A 17,455-nucleotide genomic window follows, 5' to 3' on the forward strand; every position below is an offset into this window, starting at 1 on the left:
TATATATTTCTAAATGAAGCGAAAACATATGAGACTGATGAGAAAAGAGCACCAGCCTTGACAACTGATACTCTTTAACCGCGTAGACGAAATGTTATGTATCTTTGAACGCTTTCATTGCCTGCAGGTGATGGGAGATACTTTTGAACTTATGCATCTGTGTGTCGTCCCAGACGATGTCATAATACGGGCTCAACACTTCTTCGGAACGGGTGTTATCCAAGATTTCATCTTCTTTTGACAATACCACCATACAACGGCCAGCGTTTTTGGCTCGGAAGCTCTCAACACATTTGGTCGCAATATCAGCATACTCCTCAGGACGATCGATTCGGCCTTCCATATTTTCCTGTGGGAACAGGTTCGGGTTGAAGATCACCTGCTTGATACCACTGAGAAAGCCGATGCGCTCGGACCAGAAACCGCCAAGCCCTACGCCACAAATTAGCGGAGACTTGTCGTCTGACATTCCCATTTGTTTGCTCACTTCTTTGAGAAGGTGCTGCATATCGTGCTTAGGATGAAGTGTGCTGTAGTTGATAAAGCGAACGTCTGGGTCAATAAACTGAAGTTGCATGACCTTTTCGTGGTTTCCAGGGCTGTTTGAGTCAAAGCCGTGAAGATAAATAATCACTAAAAGTCCCTCTCACTCGTCGCTGGTTTACCCAGCTTTTAATCTTTTCCCAAGCTAATCGCATTAAAAGGCATTGAACCGAAAAACCAGCGGGTTCAAGAAACTTGGTACAGAAATACTAACATTCAATCACCCACATTATTAAGGGTTAAGGCAGAAAGACGGGAACGGCTCAAGGTTTTGAGACGAATAGGCGATTATCAGGCCACACTAGTTCAGAACAGCAGTAATGTCTTCGCTGTAAGAGGCAAGCTTTTTACGCATCGTGGTTCGTTGCTTCTCTGACAGATGACGATCCAGGCGCTGCAACAACTCGTAACGCCTAGCTAAATAAAGTGCCATATCGTTTTCATATTGCTTACTTTGGAAAGCAATCAGATGGGCAAAATAGGCATTAATACGGTCACCAAGGTCTGAGGTATCACGATCCATCAAAATCCCCTCTAGCTTAGTCATCAGTTCATCGCGAATCGAGTAAAATACTGGGCGCATTCCAATTTGGTAACCCGCCATCTCTAGAAACTGTTTCTTCTGTTTAGCATTAACCGAATCCACCCAGAATTCGGCCCGCTCGACTAAACGCTCCTGCCGGCGCACCTGCTGCTCGTCTTCACTGCCTTCATTGGCTTCCTTGATCGCTTCTTCGATATTTTTGTTGACCATATCGAGCCAAATCTGCGCCTGCTCATCACTCATCGATGAAATCAAATTCACCAGCGTTGGTGTCAGCCCTTCCAACGAGCCCTTGATACTAACGTTAACGAGGTGGTGATAGTCGCCAATCCGCGAGTAAGACATAGGCTTTGCCATGTCAGCTTCAAGTTTGTTTAGGAGGACCTGAATTTTGGGCAGCTCGTTTTGACGATGCCATTCATGAAACTTTTCCAAGTCTGCATCAAGCTGCTTTTGCTGTGCTGGTGTGGTATCGATGTAGTCGGAAAGGTAATAATCAATCCAAAAAGGAAGAGTGTTATACGCAAACTGGTTAGTGCAGGCAGAAAGCAGAAACACGGCGGCCAGTGACAAGACAAAATGTCTAACTGAAGATTTACCGAGTTTCATTTCCTTCACTCTCCCTTAACCCAACTTAGTTATTTCTCGATAAGTGGTTCAAGTTGCATTAAAAAAAAGGTGCTCCTTGCCTGATAAATTTCTTCACCAAAGAGCTCATAACCCAATGCATACCATAGCGCACCTAAGTAGCCTGCCACCGGTTGCCAGGTTCTGCAGGCGTCCTGCCAGTCAGCGACAGAGTCGATACGTCTAATTTGACAGTATCGATTCACCAAGGTTTCAAGAACTAATCCATTTGCGAGAGAAGTCATCACCAAATCCATCGTCGGATCGCCTAATGCCGCATATTCCCAATCAATGACTTTGATTTTGCCGCCTTTCTGGCTAATGAGGTTGTAGTAGCCCAAGTCGTAATGGCAAGTGGTAAGCGGGAAGCCTGAAGTAAATCGATGGTTCTGGAAGTGTCCATGGACCGCATTCAATGAATCAGTCTTTGATGCTTCAGATAGGCTATCGAAATAAACCAGTCCTTTATCGAAAGGATCAAATACATTCGAGAGGGGGGGAAGTTCATGAATTTTGGCTTGCAGGCTGGCTGCAACGCTCAACGATGCCTCAGTCATGGTATCTCCCTCAATCCAGGGGGTAAGTAACCCCTCTGGATAGCGTTTTACCGGCTGCGCGGCTAAACCTGCTTTTGCCGCAACCCTTAAGGCTTCAAACTCATTGTCACGGCTCAAACCAAACGCTTTGACAGAAGCCGCTTCCGGGCGCCAAACAAACTGTCTGCCGTCTTCCGAGGTCAGCTTCATGCACCGGTTGCTCAATCCACCTTCAAGAAACTCTGCCTGTGCCACAATAAAATCAGGCCGCAGTCTTTCAATGACCGCGGCCTTTTCTTTTTCATCAGCGGAAAGCAATGATTACCATCCAATCAGAGACTTAGACTGCTTCTTACGGATTTCAGTTTCGTCTGCCCATTCAATCAGGCCAGTTTCCAAATCCATCAGACGCATTGTCATTTTGTAATAAACGTCTTTATCGCTGCCGTCTTGCTTGTTAATGCTAGAAAGATTGCCGTATAGCATGTACTGAGCACCAACCATTTTACCGAACTGAATGGCAGTGCCTGGGTTAACCAGCGCATCGTTGTTTTGGAAGTCCAATTGCTCGCGAACAGCTTCAACGCGGGTCATGTCAACAAAGCGGAATTTACCAGAGTTAATCAGGCGGGTGCTGATAGTGTCAGTGATTGATTCAGTATCAATGTGCTCAGCGGTTTTGTTCTTGATTGACTCAACAAACACGATGGGACGTTCGTTGCGTGTGATAAAAGATACCGAGCCAGAGGACAGCATGCTGTCTGTCATCTCTACCGCGATTTTTTGCAGGTCGGTCGAGCCGAAATCTATCGTCGTCGTTTCCACTTCCTGAGCATCACCATAGCTCACCTGCTTGGCACATCCACCCAAGATGAGCGCTGCAGCACCCACGAGCACAATTAGGCTTTTTTTCATTGGCTTACCTATTTCGTTATAGTCATTGAATATTTCTGAGCGAGACACGGAAGTTCTTCGCATTTGGGTTCAGTGCCACACCTTGAAGTGTCACGGATTCCCCACCGTAAACGATAAACTGACGCCACGGAGACTTGCCGCTGTCTACTTCAAGACCCTGAGCGTCATACCAGTTAAAGCGGTACTGTAGGTTTTGGGACTCATCACTCTTATTGGTCACCATCACCTGTGCAAGCAGTCGATCATTCACGACACTGGTTTTCGCGTTGCCAAATTCGAGGTTTTTCGCCAACACCGAATTTCCCAACACCACATTCTGATTACTGCTATCTATACTGATGCCAGCTGTGTTGTTCGCACAACCCGCCAGCAACATACTTGCTGATAACAGAACTGCTGCATATTTCATCATATGCCTCCTAATATCCCCTGCCAATGAACCACTTGACCGCCCTGCCTGGAAAGCCAAACTAACGTGGTTTTTCCTGATTCGATGGTTACGTTAATTGATTGTCCGTCAGCGTTGACTGTGTGCTGACCTTTAGAATAAAACCCGCTGTAAACGCCTGCACTTTCAGGCAAAGTCTGCCAGCTTCTTGTATCCGGTTGCTCGCTCAAAACATTAAAAATGTTGACGACAAGATTGCCAATGCCACTTTCGTCATTTTCTGACAAAGACTTACGCATCTCATTTTTCGCCACAACGCGCAGGATTTGCCTTACTGACATTGCAGGCATCGCTTCACTCAATGCGTTTTGCGCCATACCGTTCACATTCGCCAGTTGTTCTGGCTTTACCGACTGACCATCCACGGTCAAAGCTCTTTGAGGTGCAACGCTATGAGAACGATAGTACGGGAGACTGACTGTATGCGCTTCTAGGTTACCCCTCCTGTCAGACAGCCAAAGTGGCAATCGCCAGAAGTCTCGGGCATTCACTACGCCTTGTTCATTTAATACGACCAACTGACCCTTCGTGCTGTCCGGGCGTTGATACTTACCGTATTTTTTCTCAAGCAATTTCAGTTCATCGCGTCGCCCCTGACGAAAAGCCACCCGTTTCGCAGCATCTGCAATAAATTGATTTTCAGGTTCTACGGCCAGCGCACGGTTGTAATCAATAAAAGCACCATTGAGATTACCTTCCGCTTCGTAGAGAAGCGCGGAAAGATAAAATAGATAGCCGTTTTGTACTGAGCCTAGTAGATTACCCGCTGATGGGTACTTTGACAGAACCGCACCAACATTATCGTCAATGCCATTTTTCGACGCTGTTTTTGAGGCATTACGAAGCTCCCCCTCACGCAGCATCTTCGCACGTTCCTGAACCTGATTAGCGCGTCTCGCTTCAACCAATGCGCCTTGCAGATCATTTTCCTGTAAGTAATTCAGCATCAGGTAAAAATGAAGAAAACCCAACTCATAGTCCGGGGGCATATAGGTGATCATATTGTCATTAGTCACCAAAGCGCCTAACTGATCAACACCTTTAGAGAGTTGGATAATCGCTTTGTCTTGTTGTTCCGTTGCTGCTAAATCTGCTTGTTCCAGCGCGACTTTGCTTTGCTCAAGGTTACCGGAAAGCAGAGATAGACGCCCTTTTTCCATACCATCGAGAATTTCACCATCTGGCGAATCCGGTAACTGCTCCAATGCTTGTTGGTATTCGCCTTGCGCAACCAAAGCGTGTGGTTGTTGCAATGCAACAGAATAATGGCTGAACAGCGCCTGTGCAGAAAGGTTGGCGCATCCAACCAAACTGAGCGCCAGACTGAATGCCACCAATTTCTTTGCAAACGAAAAATTGGCTCTTCGCCTGTCAGCGAGAGCCAAGGAGAGCTTTCTAATCATTAACCAATCAGCATTGGTCCCAGAGGACGACCACCTACCAGATGCATGTGAATATGATAAACCTCTTGGCCACCGTGATTGTTGCAGTTCATGATCAGACGGTAGCCATCCTCTGCAATACCTTCTTCTACTGCCAATTTACGTGCCACGGTGAACATCCGCCCCAACGCCACTTCGTCTTCCGCTTCAATATCGTTAACGGTAGGGATCAACTTATTAGGAATGATAAGGATATGGCTTGGAGCACGAGGGTTGATATCTCGGAATGCGGTTACTAGATCGTCTTGGTAAACAACGTCAGCCGGGATTTCCTTACGAATGATTTTACTGAATATGGTTTCTTCAGCCACGGGCAACTCCAAATGAATCAGTTACAGAGCTGTAAGTATGCTAGAGACATAGAGTTTGAGCAATAATGAACAGTGTTTTTTATCAGCTTTATTCGCCATTACCTCAAATATTCATTTTAAGTAACAATTTCAGTCCAACCTTTAAGCAGCTTTCAACTTCAGTTATCAGCCACTAGCTGTTTATTAACCACTATCTCAACAAATTTGCGTCTCACTTCAAAGGTTAGAAAGTAATGACCTTTTTAAGTTTAAAGTTTTTGAAATACTGGCGGATGACAAGAAAAGCAATGTGTTAGAACAAGCGAGTCCGATGGCAGACAATCGGCCAGCATGGAACGTGATAGAAGAATAACCATTGGCGTCATCATTAAGCGGGTTCCTTTTCTTTTGCTTTGAACTCGCGTTTCGGGAGACATCAGTTAACCACTGGTGGGAGGAATATAAATGGCTAAAAAACGACAAAGCTCTGTGATTCGTCGGATGTATGCCGGCTTTGCGGTACTCGCAGTCAGTCTGGTTGCAACCAACACACTCAATCTTAAAAGTTCTCAGGACATACACCAACAACTAGAGGTCGTGACGTCAGAAGCTCTCCCCTTAGTTTCCTTATCCAACGAAACCAGTGTTAGCCTTCTCGCTGCAGATAAAATTTTCAAAGACTTCCTGACCAGCAGTAACGGATCGCAAAGCGAACAGGTACTGGAAAACTTTGAAGTAGCAAGACAACGTTTTGATAATGCGCTAAAAAACCTTTACCAAGCCTCTTCCGGCCAGGAAGGCCTCGAAAGTCAACTGGAGTCGCTACGCGAAATTGAAAAACGCTACTTTGCAGAAGCATCTATTGCTATTGGGAACTTCCAACGTCAGCAAACGGCAAAAGAAGAAGGCGTCACCGCGGCTCGTCAATTCCAGCGCATGAACACAGCACTTGCACTTGGCATGCAGGACTTTGTAGCCAACAATGGTTCGACGACACTTAAAATCATCTCGAAAACCTACTTCAAAAAGCTTCAGGAAACAGAAACTCACACATCTGACGCGCTGGCCAGTAACAAATTGGCTGATGTTGAGAAAGCCATGAATGGCAACCGCCGCAGTGTGAAACAACTGAACTACTCCTTCCGCTCGCTGACCTCGCAGCTTCCAGAGTTGAAAGAGAAATTTCAGAAAGACATTGATGCCTTTACCCGTGATGTTAGCCGTGAAGGTGGTGTGCTTGACCAGCACTATGCCTACCTTGTTGCAACCAACGAGCTTTATACCAACATCGGTAATTTGGCTGCAGAAGTTGATAAGGCGATTGACATTCTCGACCAATTCCGTGGTCAGGCAGAAAGCGTAATGTCTGCGTCCATTGCCCAGGCCAATGACACCTTTAAAAACGGCGTGCGCCAGACTATCTTCATTGGTGCTTTGATTCTTGCTATCACAGTCTTCATCGGCTGGCACATTGCACGAAGTGTTCGTAAGCCTTTGAGTAGCACCCTAACTGTTCTGGAAGCCATCACCAAAGGTGACATGACACAACGCATCGAGGTAAAAGAGCACAACGAATTTGGCCAACTGGCAGACCACATCAATACTCTAGCTTCAAACCTTCAAGGCATTCTGCGACAACTCCGCGATGCCGCCGAAGAGCAAGCCGAGGTAGCAGCAGCGAACCAGTCGACCACACAGACGGCGAAAGCGCAGCTTAATGAGCAGCGCCAGCAAACCACCGCCGTTGCGGCAGCCATGACTCAAATGGAGCACTCAGTGCAAGACGTTGCAAACAGTGCACGCCACACCATGGATAAAGTAATGGAAGTGAGCGATGCAGCGACTAAAGGTCGTAAAATCATGACCCGCAACATCAGCACTACCCACCAGCTTTCAAGCCGCCTGGATGATTCTGTTGCTGTGGTTTCTTCACTTCAGGAGATGACCGCAAGCATAGAAACTATTCTAGACGTGATCAGCAACATCGCTGACCAGACCAATCTGTTAGCGCTTAACGCCGCTATTGAGGCTGCGCGCGCTGGCGAGCAAGGCCGAGGTTTTGCCGTGGTTGCAGATGAAGTTCGCGTTCTGGCAAAGCGTACCTCTGATTCAACCTCCGAGATTGAAGACATGATTAGCAAACTGCAGACCCAATCGAGTCAGGCGGTTTTGGTGATGCAGGAATGTGTGGAAGAAATGAGCAACAGTGTTTCCCAGGCTTCTGACGCAAACTCTGCAATGGAAGAAATTGAAGCTATCATTATGATGATCAGTGATATGAGCAGCCAAATTGCTCAAGCAGCTTCTGAGCAAAGCACCACGTCTGCTGACATTGCCCGTAATGTTGAACATATCAGCTTTATCGCCGACAGCAGCTACACCGCCATGCAGGATGTGGCAGGTGCAAGTGAGCGACTCGACCACCAAGCCGTTACGCAAAACGAACTGGTTCATCGTTTCACTGTATAAGTAAAACCTTCAAGCGGAAAAAAGCGGACCTTGAGTCCGCTTTTCTATTGCCCACTTTAAATTTCCATCAGCTTCCAGATAATTTCTTCGCAATTGCCGTTACGTATAGCAGACAATAAAACGTGACGCCGTTTCTGCCCTCCTCTTCTCACGTTTTTGCTCACCTCACTAACAAATAATACATTTATATGCATATTTAAAAGGACTTATACCCAAATAACCTGAAGATGCAGGATTCAGCGATATTGACTGGCGTTGTGATCGCGGCGTTCCTTTGCAGATGTAGTCATCTCCATCAAAAAGGAACAACAAAGAGCACGGCGTCAGTCAACTCACCCGAAGGGAGGCCATCATTACGCCCACTTCTTCGTTAAACTCCACGGAAATAGAACGACTATTCCTCGCGAAATTTGCCTCGAATTGAACGCATTAATGACCTCTGAATGCGAGCATCTTCAGGTTGTTTGGGTATAAGCGCCATTCATTCAAATGTGATCCATGTACATGTTCGCAACATTACGGGTTGTCATATTTCTGTCCTATGGCTTAATTCGAAAAGAAAGCGCTTTCTTTTCGTTTTTCGGTGCTGTTACCCAAGGCGATCTGAATAGCCAATCTAACAAGAATTAAAAAATCGACAGTGAATAACAGTACTCAAAGGAAGTGCGGTTATCCGAAAGGGAGTTTGGAGAGTGTCAAGCAGAATCAACCGAGCTGTTCCTCATGATGAGGAGTGGCTGAGCTACCTCAAGCAAAAAACGCAGGATTTAGTGGACACTAAAATCCATGGGATTTCTTTTAGCCCTTATGTTGATGGACAAGGGCCTGGGTCAAAGATCACTGAAGCACAAATCCACGAAAGGCTTCAGATTATCGCCCCACACGTCAATTGGATACGTACCTTCTCATGTACAGATGGAAACGAGCTGATTCCAAAAATCGCCAAGGAGTATGGCCTCAAAACCATGGTTGGCGTTTGGATTGACGGCAAACATGAAAAAAATGAGGAAGAGCTACAAAACGCTATCGCAGTAGCACGTGAAGGCTATGTAGACATTCTTGGTGTCGGCAACGAAGTGCTGCTTCGCGAAGACATACATGAAGACGATCTTATCAGCTACATCGAACGCGCGAAGGCAGAATTACCAGGCGTTCAGGTAGGTTATGTCGATGCCTACTACCTATTTGAGAACCATCCGCGAGTAGCTGATGCCTGCGAAGTGATCCTGACAAACTGTTACCCCTTTTGGGAAGGCTGTCCGATAGACTTCGCTGTGCCATATATGAAGGAAATGTATCGCCGCGCCATGAATGCCGGCAAAGGCAAGCCAGTGATTATTTCAGAGACTGGCTGGCCAAACGAAGGGGTTCCTGAACGCGGCTCAACACCTTCAGAAGAAAACGCCCTGAAGTACTTTATTGATACTTATGCATGGGCGGAAGAAGAGAACATTGATGTGTTCTATTTCTCGTCTTTCGATGAAGCCTGGAAGGTGGAAAAGGAAGGCGCGGTCGGTGCTTACTGGGGCCTTTGGGATAAAGACGGCAACTTTAAATACTCCCCCATAGATTAAGCACATTCTAAGGAGCCCGCAATTTTCTGCGGGCATAAGAAAACTAAGGTAAAAAGCGCTATGGAATACAGAAACGCCATTTGCTACTCAGGCTATCGTGAAGGTCAAAACCCTCGTGAGGGAATTTACCCAACGTACCAAGAGATCAAAGAAGACCTTCTTATCCTCTCCCACAACTGGTCTGCACTGCGTCTATACGACTGCGGTACTCACGCAAGGCTGGTGTTGGATGTTATTCGCGACGAAAGACTTGATTTCAAAGTAATGCTAGGCGCCGATGTTGCGGCTGAAATGAACAACCCCAATTGCCCTTGGGGAGCACAGTTCAGTGAAGAAACGCTGGAGAAAAACCGCCAGCACAACAAGGAAGAAATCGATCGCCTCATCGAGCTTGCAAACGCATATCCAGAAGTTGTTGGCTATGTATCAGTCGGCAATGAAGCAAGTGTTGAATGGACCGATCATCTGATCTCTGTTGAGAAACTGGTCGAGCACGTACAGAAAGTGAAAAACAACATCAGCCAACCTGTCACTTTCTGTGAAAACTACGTGCCTTGGACATACAAACTGGATGCACTGGTTGAAGTGATTGACTTCATTTCCCTGCACACTTACCCGGTTTGGGAGTATAAAACTATCGACGACGCGTTGGAGTACACCAAACAGAACTACTACGCTGTTGCTGACCGCTATCCAAACAAACCTGTAGTAATCACCGAAGCAGGTTGGGCGACCGCCTCTAACGGCCGTGGTATTGAAGCATGGAATGCTTCTGAGGAGCTTCAGGCAGCTTACTATGACCAACTGCTGCAATGGACGCGCGATGAGAAGATCCTGACCTTCGTCTTCGAAGCGTTTGACGAGCCATGGAAAGGTGACAACCACCCTGAAGAGCCAGAAAAACACTGGGGTCTGTTCAAGGTGGACCGCACACCAAAACTGGTGATGCAGTCTCTGTACGGTTGACTACAACGAAGGGCGGATTAACCGCCCTTCTTTTTTCCCGCTTACACTTTGCTTCTTAAACAGACAAACATTATCGCGATAACCTCATTGGTATGAAGCGAATGCCGTTAACAACCGACTCTTCCCCTGTCGCTTCGAACCCTTGCGATGCATAAAATGCAGAAGCATTCACTGACGAGCGGAGTGCAATTTCATTCGCACTCGACGTTGTCAAAACGTGCTCCAACAACCTTTTACCCAATCCTGTGCCTTGTGCAGATTTAGCTACAAAAAGATGGGTCAGATAATTCCCTTCACGCAGCGCTGCAAACCCGACTGCTTCATCCTTGTTCAACGCGATGACTGTGCAGAAGCGAGAATCATCAAAAGTGGTTGCAAGATCTGGCAGGATTCGGGATTTGAACTCAGCCTGTCCTTGTTCATTAAACAAAGGCATAACGTCAGCTTCTGATACCGAGCTCACTAATTCCTGAGCCGCTTCCAAATCCCTTAACATCACTTTGCGGATTTCCATCTTCTCTCCCTACTGTTGACCTTAAAACTTCGCTTTGATCTTCTGGACAAATTTATCGACCTGCTTCCTACCCGCCTTTTCGGCGTTATAAAGAGAAAGGAAAGTCACCCTACAATCTTTCGCGCACGCACCTAAAATGGCCGTTTTCAATACGCGCTTCACCGGCTTGTGCATCACCAGATTATCCACCCACCATGGGGAGCCAAGCGTGGTTACCACTTTCACTTCTTTGAGGTTGCCCAATTTCGGCTTAATTGCCCCTAGTTCCGCGTCATGATCGTAGGCATAGCCAGGCGCCCATACACGGTCAATCCAGCCTTTCAGCATGGCGGGAAAGCTGAACCACCAGGTAGGAAAGACAAGCACTAAAGATTCCGCCTCCACCAGCAATTCAAGCTCTTTGTTAAGCTGACTTCGGTCATAGTCTTGGGCGTAGTAACTTTGCCTTTCTTCTGCACTTAACACTGGGTCGAAGTTAGCGCCATATAAATCCAGCAAGGTGATGCTGTAGCCTTTCGACTCAAGGTGTTTAATCGTTTCCTGACAGAGGTAACTGCACAAGCTTTCCTTAAGAGGGTGCGAAAGTACCACCAAACACTTCATGACATTCTTCCTTGTTTCATTGCCAGTCGCTCTATCAAGACTTGGCGAACAAAAACGCGCCACATGACGCCATAAAGCCGCCGGACACCTTGTTCAGAATTTGCTTTTCACGCTTACTTTTCAGCATCTTGCCTGCTTTAGCCGCGGAATAGACATACATCCCCAACACACCGCCCACACCTACGGTAGAAATCAGAAGAATGACACCCACATGCAGCCCACTGATTTGAGTCACATCCACAAACGCGGGGAAGAAGCCCATGTAAAACAAGATTGCTTTAGGGTTAGAGAGACCGACCACAACTCCCGTCAGCAAGCTCGAAAACCTGGATGATTGCGAAGGGACAGATTCTCCGTCCTCAGGGACTTCTGCTGTCCAACTGACGTAGGCAAGCCAGAACAAATAGGCAATGCCGACATACTTGATGACGAATGACACTTCACCCAGCGCTTTCGATAGTGCAGAAAGCCCCGAAAGCGCAAGGAAGATGAAAATGTAATCCGCAAACAGAATCCCTAGCGCGAGCAACATACCTTGCTTCATTCCACTTCCCATCGAGCGCGAAATTGTCGCAAACACGCTCGGGCCAGGAATAAGCGCGGAAAGTGCCATAGCGAAAAACAGTGCGAGCCCAGAAGCAATGGTCATGATTCCTTTCTCCTTAACTACACAGTTTTACTGCCTGATAACCGCGATAAGATCGGTGAAATAGTCGTTATCGCCGGATTGACTCAACAAGGTCGTCAACTGGCCGCGATGATGGGTTTGATGATTAAAAAAATGCAAAAGCACAGAGGCGACATTTTCAGAATACTCTGCCCCTGCCGTATTTCGGTAGATCAAACTGTTATTGAATTCCGACTCCGGGATAGACGCTACCCAGCGGGAAATATCATCATCCAGCGACGCCCTCATTACTTTCAAAGAGGCCAAGCCTTCCACCAAATGCACGGTGTTGCTTGGAGGCGCAGGATAACGGCTGAGCAACTGTTCCAGAGCCACCTCGCTAGGTACGCGGGTAAAACGATTCAACCACAACAAATCACCCGTCAGAATATGACTCATGGTATGAAAGGCAGAGCCAAAAAAAGCCTTTCTGTCTTCATACAAGTCTTCGTCACTGAGATTTTCCATGTGACCTAGCAATTGCTCATTCATCCACCGGTTGTACTTTGCCATTAGCTCAAACTCTCTTTTCATATCGACCCTATTTCCTTATATACCCAAACAACCTGAAGATGCCAGATTCAGCGAGGTTGACTGGCGTTGTGATTGCGGCGTTCCTTTGCAGGTGTCGTCATCTCCATCAAAAAGGAACAACAAAGAGCACGGCGTCAGTCAACTCGCCCGAAGGGAGGCCCTCAATGCGCCCACTTCTTCGTTAAATTCCACGGAAATAGAACCACTATTCCTCGCAAAATTTGCCTCGAATTGAACGCATTGATGACCTCTGAATGCGAGTATCTTCAGGTCGTTTGGGTATACCGATTTCTTTCCAAGCGTTCGCTTCTCAAGCTTTAGCGCGCACGAATTCATTCAGTTCTTTTACCGAGCGGATGACATACACGTTTTTGTTCTCGGACATGGCTTCAAGCCTTTCCAGGAACTTGCCATTCCAAAACTTCGGCGACAGTTTGAGAAATTTGTAACTCTGTAAACTGCCTTTGAGCACCGAGCTTCCATTTGGCCACCCTTCCGGTTTGATGAACAAACCTTTCAGTAGTCGCTTGGTGACCAACCAATAGCTGGTCAAATAAGGCAGATCGACATAAACCAGCGTATCTGCCGCTTCCAAACGTTTGTTAAACGAACCGAGCAATCCCATACCATCCAGTATCCAACTCACCGAGGCCAATATCTCATCATGCTTTGCCTCAAAACTTTCGTGACTCACCTGCTCGCCATTTTTCTGGTAAAGCATGGAGTCCAACTGGTAAAGGGCAATCCCGGTATCTGACGCCAGTTTTTTGCTAAGGGTGGATTTACCGTTTCCTGATTTTCCAAATACCGCTATTTTCTTCATGTTGCCTCCAAGATAAAAACCAAGAAGCAGAAAAAAGAAAACCCACCTCTTGGGTGGGTTCTGCAAATATAACGCGCGACAGCATCCCCACCATTAAGGGTCTGTTGACCTTTGATGATGGTTTTTTGCAGCAGTTTGTAGGGATTTTATGCAAGGCAGAGGCTTCGATGTGTAGCTAGCCTACATGAGAAGCCGATAACGCAGCAGAAAGTCCCCACAAACGCTGCCCGAAGGGTTCTGCTAAAAGCGTTTGATGCTTTGTTGAGGTGTACTTGCTTAGAATGACTAGGCTGCATACACCTCGCCGCGCCTAAAACGCTTTTCGCTAGAACAAAATTCAACCATCAAAGGCCAACAGACCCATTTGGAATGATGATAATTCGGATGAGTTTGAGCATTGAATTCGTTTTCATACGCCTATAGTTGTCAATGCCAATAAGGAAGTCAACTATTAACCCTTTTAAATACAGAAGATTACAACAATATTCTGTATTAATAGCTAACACTCAGTTAGCAGCAGTAAACATCCCTATTTGTCAGTTTATCTGGCTTTTCCGACTCTCATAAAAACACATGGAAACAGTAAAAATCGAGAAAGAAGATGAAATAAAAGCCCTTTTCCACTATCATCCTGCCGCCTGAGCGCAAGCGTTTGCTTTTTATTTCACATTCCTTGCCGACAGGCGCCAATCCGATATTTTAGCTCTGGAGGGACGCCTTAATGACCACACTTACAATTACTCGCCCTGACGACTGGCATGTTCACCTTCGCGATGGCGAAGTGCTTACAGATACCGTCCGCGACATCAGCCGTTACAACGGTCGCGCGCTCATCATGCCAAACACCGTTCCTCCTGTGACGAATACTGAAATGGCACTTGCTTACCGCGAACGCATCATGGCGCAAAAGCCTTCTGAGCAATTCGAGCCCCTGATGGCGCTCTACCTGACCGACAACACCACACCAGACGAAATCCGCAAAGCAAAAGCGTCTGGCGCTGTTGTTGCTGCGAAACTTTACCCTGCCGGTGCAACCACCAACTCGGATTCAGGCGTGACCAATGCGAAGAACATCTACCACGTTCTTGAAGCCATGCAGGAAGTGGGCATGTTGCTATTGGTTCATGGTGAAGTGACCCACCACGAGGTGGACATCTTCGATCGCGAGAAAGAGTTCCTTGATACCGTTCTGGCGCCCATCGTTAAGGATTTCCCTAACCTGAAAATCGTCCTTGAGCACATCACCACCGCAGATGCAGCAAACTTCGTGAAAAACGCGAACGAGAACGTTGCAGCAACCATTACAGCTCACCACCTGATGTACAACCGCAACCACATGCTTGTTGGCGGCATCAAACCTCACTTCTACTGCCTACCAATTCTGAAGCGCAATACCCACCAGAAAGCGCTCGTGGAAGCAGCGACCAGCGGTAGCAAGAAGTTCTTCCTGGGTACAGATTCAGCGCCACACGCGAAAGGCGCGAAAGAATCAGCATGTGGTTGTGCAGGTTCTTATACCGCTCACGCAGCACTGGAGCTTTACGCAGAAGTGTTCGAACAAGAAGGTAAACTGGAGAACCTGGAAGCCTTCGCAAGTCAGAATGGTCCAGACTTCTATGGTGTGCCACGCAATAAAGACACCGTAACGCTGACCAAAGAAGAGTGGCCAGTGCCAGATACCATGCCATTTGGTTCTGACATTGTTGTGCCAATCCGCGCTGGCGAAACTGTTAGCTGGAAAGTTAAGTAATTCGCTAAAACAAACGAATACAGAAAAGCCAAACAGAAACGCCCGGGCTCGAAAAAGCCGGGGCGTTTACAGTTTCAAAATTCGCAATTCACTCTAAAACAATGTGATTTTACTTCTTAGGCATTGGCAGGATTTCAAATAATCCATCGAATTTGTCCAGAGTGCCAGCCAATTTACCCAACAATTCCGCGTCTCCTTTCACACCTGCTTGACCAGATTTAATCAGGTTTTCCAAGCTGGTTTCACCCAATACCACTTTGGTAAAGTCAGTTTTGTGAATGATGAGTTCGAAATCCACTTTTGGCATTTCATCCACTTCGATATTGGCCATGTTGGCATTAGATACTTCGCCGTAGTAACGCTCGCCCAAATCTGGGTGGTAAACACCGAAGTTAAAGTCTAAGCCCGCGGCCTCGGCTTTTGGCGCATTCATGCTTACCGCAATAAAGTCGAGGAACATGCCTGTTGGTGTATTTGCAATCACATCTGGCGAAGCCAGTTTAAGAGATGGCTGTATCTCTCCAGTACGCAACTCTACGGCCCCTTGCAAATAGCTGTTACGCCATGCCATGGTTTCAGACTGATAACCTTGCTGCTCAAAGCTGTCTGCCAGTGCAAAACGGTATTTGATGTCGCTTGGCTCACACTGAACCAGATCATTGAACAACTGTGACGCTTCCTGGTATTCACCCGCATTGAAGTGCTTCATGCCAGCCTTGTAGAAAGCATCTACTCCAGCGGCTTCAACATATACACACGACTTCTCTGTGGTCTGCAGTGGGTTGGTGTTGACTGGGTTCATGTCGTGATATCCAAGATAGAGATTAACTACTGCTCGGGCATTATGACTGTATGAACCGTGGTAACCGTTCGTGTGCCAGGTATCAATCTGAGATTGAGGAACAATCTTCTCGATTTCACGGCCAACGTCATGAATGGTCACGCCATGGTTTGCCAGTCGCATTGCTTGGTTATGGATAAAGCCGTAGTTGTCACGCTGAAGCGTCATGTAGTCAGAGATTTCATTTACTTTGGTATCAGCATCATTCCACACTGGCGCTGAGTGAGCGGCGTGAATGTTGTCGACCAAGCCACTGTCTACAAAACGCATTTTCAGCTCAGTGAGATACTTGGTCCAAACCAGTGAATCACGGACTTTTGCGCCACGGAAAGTGTAAATATTGTGCATACCGTCATAAGTCAGCTCTGCGGTGTTCAGAGAGCGGTACTCAGGCACATAAAGCACGATCTCAGCAGGAGCTTCTGCGCCAGGCATATTGATTGCGAGGAAATCCAAGCCATCAATGGTGATCAGTTTCTCGCGCTCTTCAATCTCTTCTGTCGGAGCCACCAGCGTCACTTCTCCTCGTGATGTCCCCAAGCCCAGCGCGTTATCGACGATGCCTTTCGCGTTGTTATCCAAAGTGGTGCCGTATTGATAGTTCGCTCTGCGTCCCATCGCAGTGCCGGCAATCACGTTTTCGTCCGCCAGTTCTTTAATGAAGTCATTCGGTGCATAGATTTCTGCATCTACAGCGAAATCGCCAGATTCAAAAACACCGCGGGAGCCGCCAAAGTGGTCAGCATGCATGTGTGAATAGATCATACCTGTGATTTTATGTTCGCCGTTAATTGCCGGTAGGTGCTGTTTCGCAAACGCCCAAGATGCCACTGCCGCTTCGCGTGAAAGCAGAGGGTCATGAATCACATAGCCGTTATCAGAGCGGTAAATTGTCATATTGGACAAATCAGCACCGCGAATTTGATAAACGCCATCAGTCACTTCATACAGGCCGCCTGCCGCATAATTCAGCATACCCTGACGCCAGATTGATGGGTTAACGGTAGGCGGTAGATCTTCGACAGACATGTCGGTCATATATTCGAAACGGTTTTTCAACTCACCCGCTTCATGCGTACCAAACTCAGCAATTAGGCCGCGTTTGGTGCGGTCAAACGCTGTTGTATCATTCCAAGGCAGTATTTTCGTCACAGCCGCATTCGCATTGATGGTGTGTTCAGAGGCAGGCTTGCCTTCGTAGGTATCGATAGATGCATAGTCACTGGCAAAAGCGCCGAAAGACGCAACGATAGCGAGAGACAGAACTGAAGGAGCGAATCGGGTTTTCATATTGAACCTCTTGGGGTTTCGTATTGGGTATGGGTGTAATCTACCCTCCCAAAACATAACCATAAATAAACTGAAATTT

17 protein-coding genes are annotated in these 17,455 nt (G+C 47.1%); 4 read left to right on the top strand and 13 right to left on the bottom strand.

Annotated features, from left to right (window positions below; translation table 11 throughout):
- Window positions 1-94 precede the first annotated feature (94 nt).
- From ycfP to hinT, 7 genes are all read right to left on the bottom strand, one after another.
- On the bottom strand, window positions 95-634 hold the full coding sequence (gene ycfP / locus VP504_RS03440; RefSeq protein WP_325892959.1) for an alpha/beta hydrolase YcfP: 540 nt from the start codon (window positions 632-634) through the stop codon (window positions 95-97).
- A gap of 210 nt (window positions 635-844) precedes the next feature.
- On the bottom strand, window positions 845-1,696 hold the full coding sequence (locus VP504_RS03445) for a DUF6279 family lipoprotein (RefSeq protein WP_325892960.1): 852 nt from the start codon (window positions 1,694-1,696) through the stop codon (window positions 845-847).
- 29 nt (window positions 1,697-1,725) lie between these two features.
- The gene (locus tag VP504_RS03450) at window positions 1,726-2,568 is read right to left on the bottom strand and encodes a phosphotransferase (RefSeq protein ID WP_325892961.1); all 843 of its coding nucleotides are present in this window, start codon (window positions 2,566-2,568) and stop codon (window positions 1,726-1,728) included.
- A 3-nt stretch (window positions 2,569-2,571) separates the two neighbouring features.
- Window positions 2,572-3,165 (bottom strand): penicillin-binding protein activator LpoB, encoded by a 594-nt coding sequence (lpoB, locus tag VP504_RS03455; protein ID WP_325892962.1) that lies wholly within the window; start codon window positions 3,163-3,165, stop codon window positions 2,572-2,574.
- Between the two features lie 22 nt (window positions 3,166-3,187).
- Complete coding sequence (locus tag VP504_RS03460) at window positions 3,188-3,574, bottom strand: YcfL family protein (RefSeq protein ID WP_325893975.1); 387 nt, start codon at window positions 3,572-3,574, stop codon at window positions 3,188-3,190.
- Window positions 3,574-5,016 (bottom strand): COG3014 family protein, encoded by a 1,443-nt coding sequence (locus VP504_RS03465; protein WP_325892963.1) that lies wholly within the window; start codon window positions 5,014-5,016, stop codon window positions 3,574-3,576. Before VP504_RS03465 ends, VP504_RS03460 begins: the two co-directional genes overlap by 1 nt.
- Window positions 5,016-5,366 (bottom strand): purine nucleoside phosphoramidase, encoded by a 351-nt coding sequence (hinT, locus tag VP504_RS03470; protein ID WP_325892964.1) that lies wholly within the window; start codon window positions 5,364-5,366, stop codon window positions 5,016-5,018. Before hinT ends, VP504_RS03465 begins: the two co-directional genes overlap by 1 nt.
- A 444-nt stretch (window positions 5,367-5,810) precedes the next feature.
- Here hinT and VP504_RS03475 point away from each other — a divergent pair, with 444 nt between their 5' ends.
- The 3 genes from VP504_RS03475 to VP504_RS03485 all read left to right on the top strand — a co-directional run bounded on the left by VP504_RS03475 (window position 5,811) and on the right by VP504_RS03485 (window position 10,354).
- Entirely contained in the window at window positions 5,811-7,814 is a 2,004-nt protein-coding gene (locus VP504_RS03475; protein WP_325892965.1) for a methyl-accepting chemotaxis protein, read from the top strand.
- 692 nt (window positions 7,815-8,506) lie between these two features.
- Window positions 8,507-9,388 (top strand): glycoside hydrolase family 17 protein, encoded by an 882-nt coding sequence (locus tag VP504_RS03480; protein WP_325892966.1) that lies wholly within the window; start codon window positions 8,507-8,509, stop codon window positions 9,386-9,388.
- A gap of 60 nt (window positions 9,389-9,448) precedes the next feature.
- A complete protein-coding gene (locus VP504_RS03485) occupies window positions 9,449-10,354 on the top strand; it encodes a glycoside hydrolase family 17 protein (protein WP_325892967.1) in 906 nt (301 codons plus the stop codon).
- Between the two features lie 70 nt (window positions 10,355-10,424).
- Here VP504_RS03485 and VP504_RS03490 read toward each other — a convergent pair whose 3' ends face one another.
- The 5 genes from VP504_RS03490 to VP504_RS03510 all read right to left on the bottom strand — a co-directional run bounded on the left by VP504_RS03490 (window position 10,425) and on the right by VP504_RS03510 (window position 13,495).
- The gene (locus VP504_RS03490; protein ID WP_325892968.1) at window positions 10,425-10,868 is read right to left on the bottom strand and encodes a GNAT family N-acetyltransferase; all 444 of its coding nucleotides are present in this window, start codon (window positions 10,866-10,868) and stop codon (window positions 10,425-10,427) included.
- Between the two features lie 21 nt (window positions 10,869-10,889).
- Window positions 10,890-11,471 (bottom strand): NAD(P)H-dependent oxidoreductase, encoded by a 582-nt coding sequence (locus VP504_RS03495; RefSeq protein WP_325892970.1) that lies wholly within the window; start codon window positions 11,469-11,471, stop codon window positions 10,890-10,892.
- Window positions 11,472-11,505: 34 nt separating this feature from the next.
- Window positions 11,506-12,120, bottom strand: coding sequence for a LysE family translocator (locus VP504_RS03500; RefSeq protein WP_325892971.1), 615 nt, complete (start codon window positions 12,118-12,120; stop codon window positions 11,506-11,508).
- A gap of 27 nt (window positions 12,121-12,147) precedes the next feature.
- Entirely contained in the window at window positions 12,148-12,672 is a 525-nt protein-coding gene (locus VP504_RS03505) for a DinB family protein (protein WP_325892972.1), read from the bottom strand.
- A gap of 310 nt (window positions 12,673-12,982) precedes the next feature.
- A complete protein-coding gene (locus VP504_RS03510) occupies window positions 12,983-13,495 on the bottom strand; it encodes an adenylate kinase (protein ID WP_325892974.1) in 513 nt (170 codons plus the stop codon).
- 721 nt (window positions 13,496-14,216) lie between these two features.
- On the opposite strand from VP504_RS03510, the gene pyrC reads away from it, so the two are divergent.
- A complete protein-coding gene (gene pyrC, locus VP504_RS03515) occupies window positions 14,217-15,245 on the top strand; it encodes a dihydroorotase (protein ID WP_325892975.1) in 1,029 nt (342 codons plus the stop codon).
- A 109-nt stretch (window positions 15,246-15,354) separates the two neighbouring features.
- Here the strand turns inward: pyrC and VP504_RS03520 are convergent, their stop codons facing one another.
- The gene (locus tag VP504_RS03520; protein ID WP_325892976.1) at window positions 15,355-17,376 is read right to left on the bottom strand and encodes an alkyl/aryl-sulfatase; all 2,022 of its coding nucleotides are present in this window, start codon (window positions 17,374-17,376) and stop codon (window positions 15,355-15,357) included.
- Between the last annotated feature and the right edge of the window lie 79 nt (window positions 17,377-17,455).

It is taken from the genome of Grimontia sp. NTOU-MAR1, from assembly GCF_035758505.1.
In the GTDB taxonomy this organism is placed as follows: Bacteria; Pseudomonadota; Gammaproteobacteria; order Enterobacterales; family Vibrionaceae; genus Enterovibrio; species Enterovibrio marinus.

Bases quoted from the DNA above. Each gene is read 5' to 3' on its own strand.
- VP504_RS03490 (WP_325892968.1), bottom strand. From the start codon at position 10,868: ATGGAAATCCGCAAAGTGATGTTAAGGGATTTGGAAGCGGCTCAGGAA.
- VP504_RS03445 (WP_325892960.1), bottom strand. From the start codon at position 1,696: ATGAAACTCGGTAAATCTTCAGTTAGACATTTTGTCTTGTCACTGGCC.
- VP504_RS03510 (WP_325892974.1), bottom strand. From the start codon at position 13,495: ATGAAGAAAATAGCGGTATTTGGAAAATCAGGAAACGGTAAATCCACC.
- VP504_RS03485 (WP_325892967.1), top strand. From the start codon at position 9,449: ATGGAATACAGAAACGCCATTTGCTACTCAGGCTATCGTGAAGGTCAA.
- VP504_RS03500 (WP_325892971.1), bottom strand. From the start codon at position 12,120: ATGACCATTGCTTCTGGGCTCGCACTGTTTTTCGCTATGGCACTTTCC.
- lpoB (WP_325892962.1), bottom strand. From the start codon at position 3,165: ATGAAAAAAAGCCTAATTGTGCTCGTGGGTGCTGCAGCGCTCATCTTG.
- VP504_RS03475 (WP_325892965.1), top strand. From the start codon at position 5,811: ATGGCTAAAAAACGACAAAGCTCTGTGATTCGTCGGATGTATGCCGGC.
- VP504_RS03465 (WP_325892963.1), bottom strand. From the start codon at position 5,016: ATGATTAGAAAGCTCTCCTTGGCTCTCGCTGACAGGCGAAGAGCCAAT.
- pyrC (WP_325892975.1), top strand. From the start codon at position 14,217: ATGACCACACTTACAATTACTCGCCCTGACGACTGGCATGTTCACCTT.
- VP504_RS03505 (WP_325892972.1), bottom strand. From the start codon at position 12,672: ATGAAAAGAGAGTTTGAGCTAATGGCAAAGTACAACCGGTGGATGAAT.
- VP504_RS03460 (WP_325893975.1), bottom strand. From the start codon at position 3,574: ATGAAATATGCAGCAGTTCTGTTATCAGCAAGTATGTTGCTGGCGGGT.
- VP504_RS03495 (WP_325892970.1), bottom strand. From the start codon at position 11,471: ATGAAGTGTTTGGTGGTACTTTCGCACCCTCTTAAGGAAAGCTTGTGC.
- VP504_RS03520 (WP_325892976.1), bottom strand. From the start codon at position 17,376: ATGAAAACCCGATTCGCTCCTTCAGTTCTGTCTCTCGCTATCGTTGCG.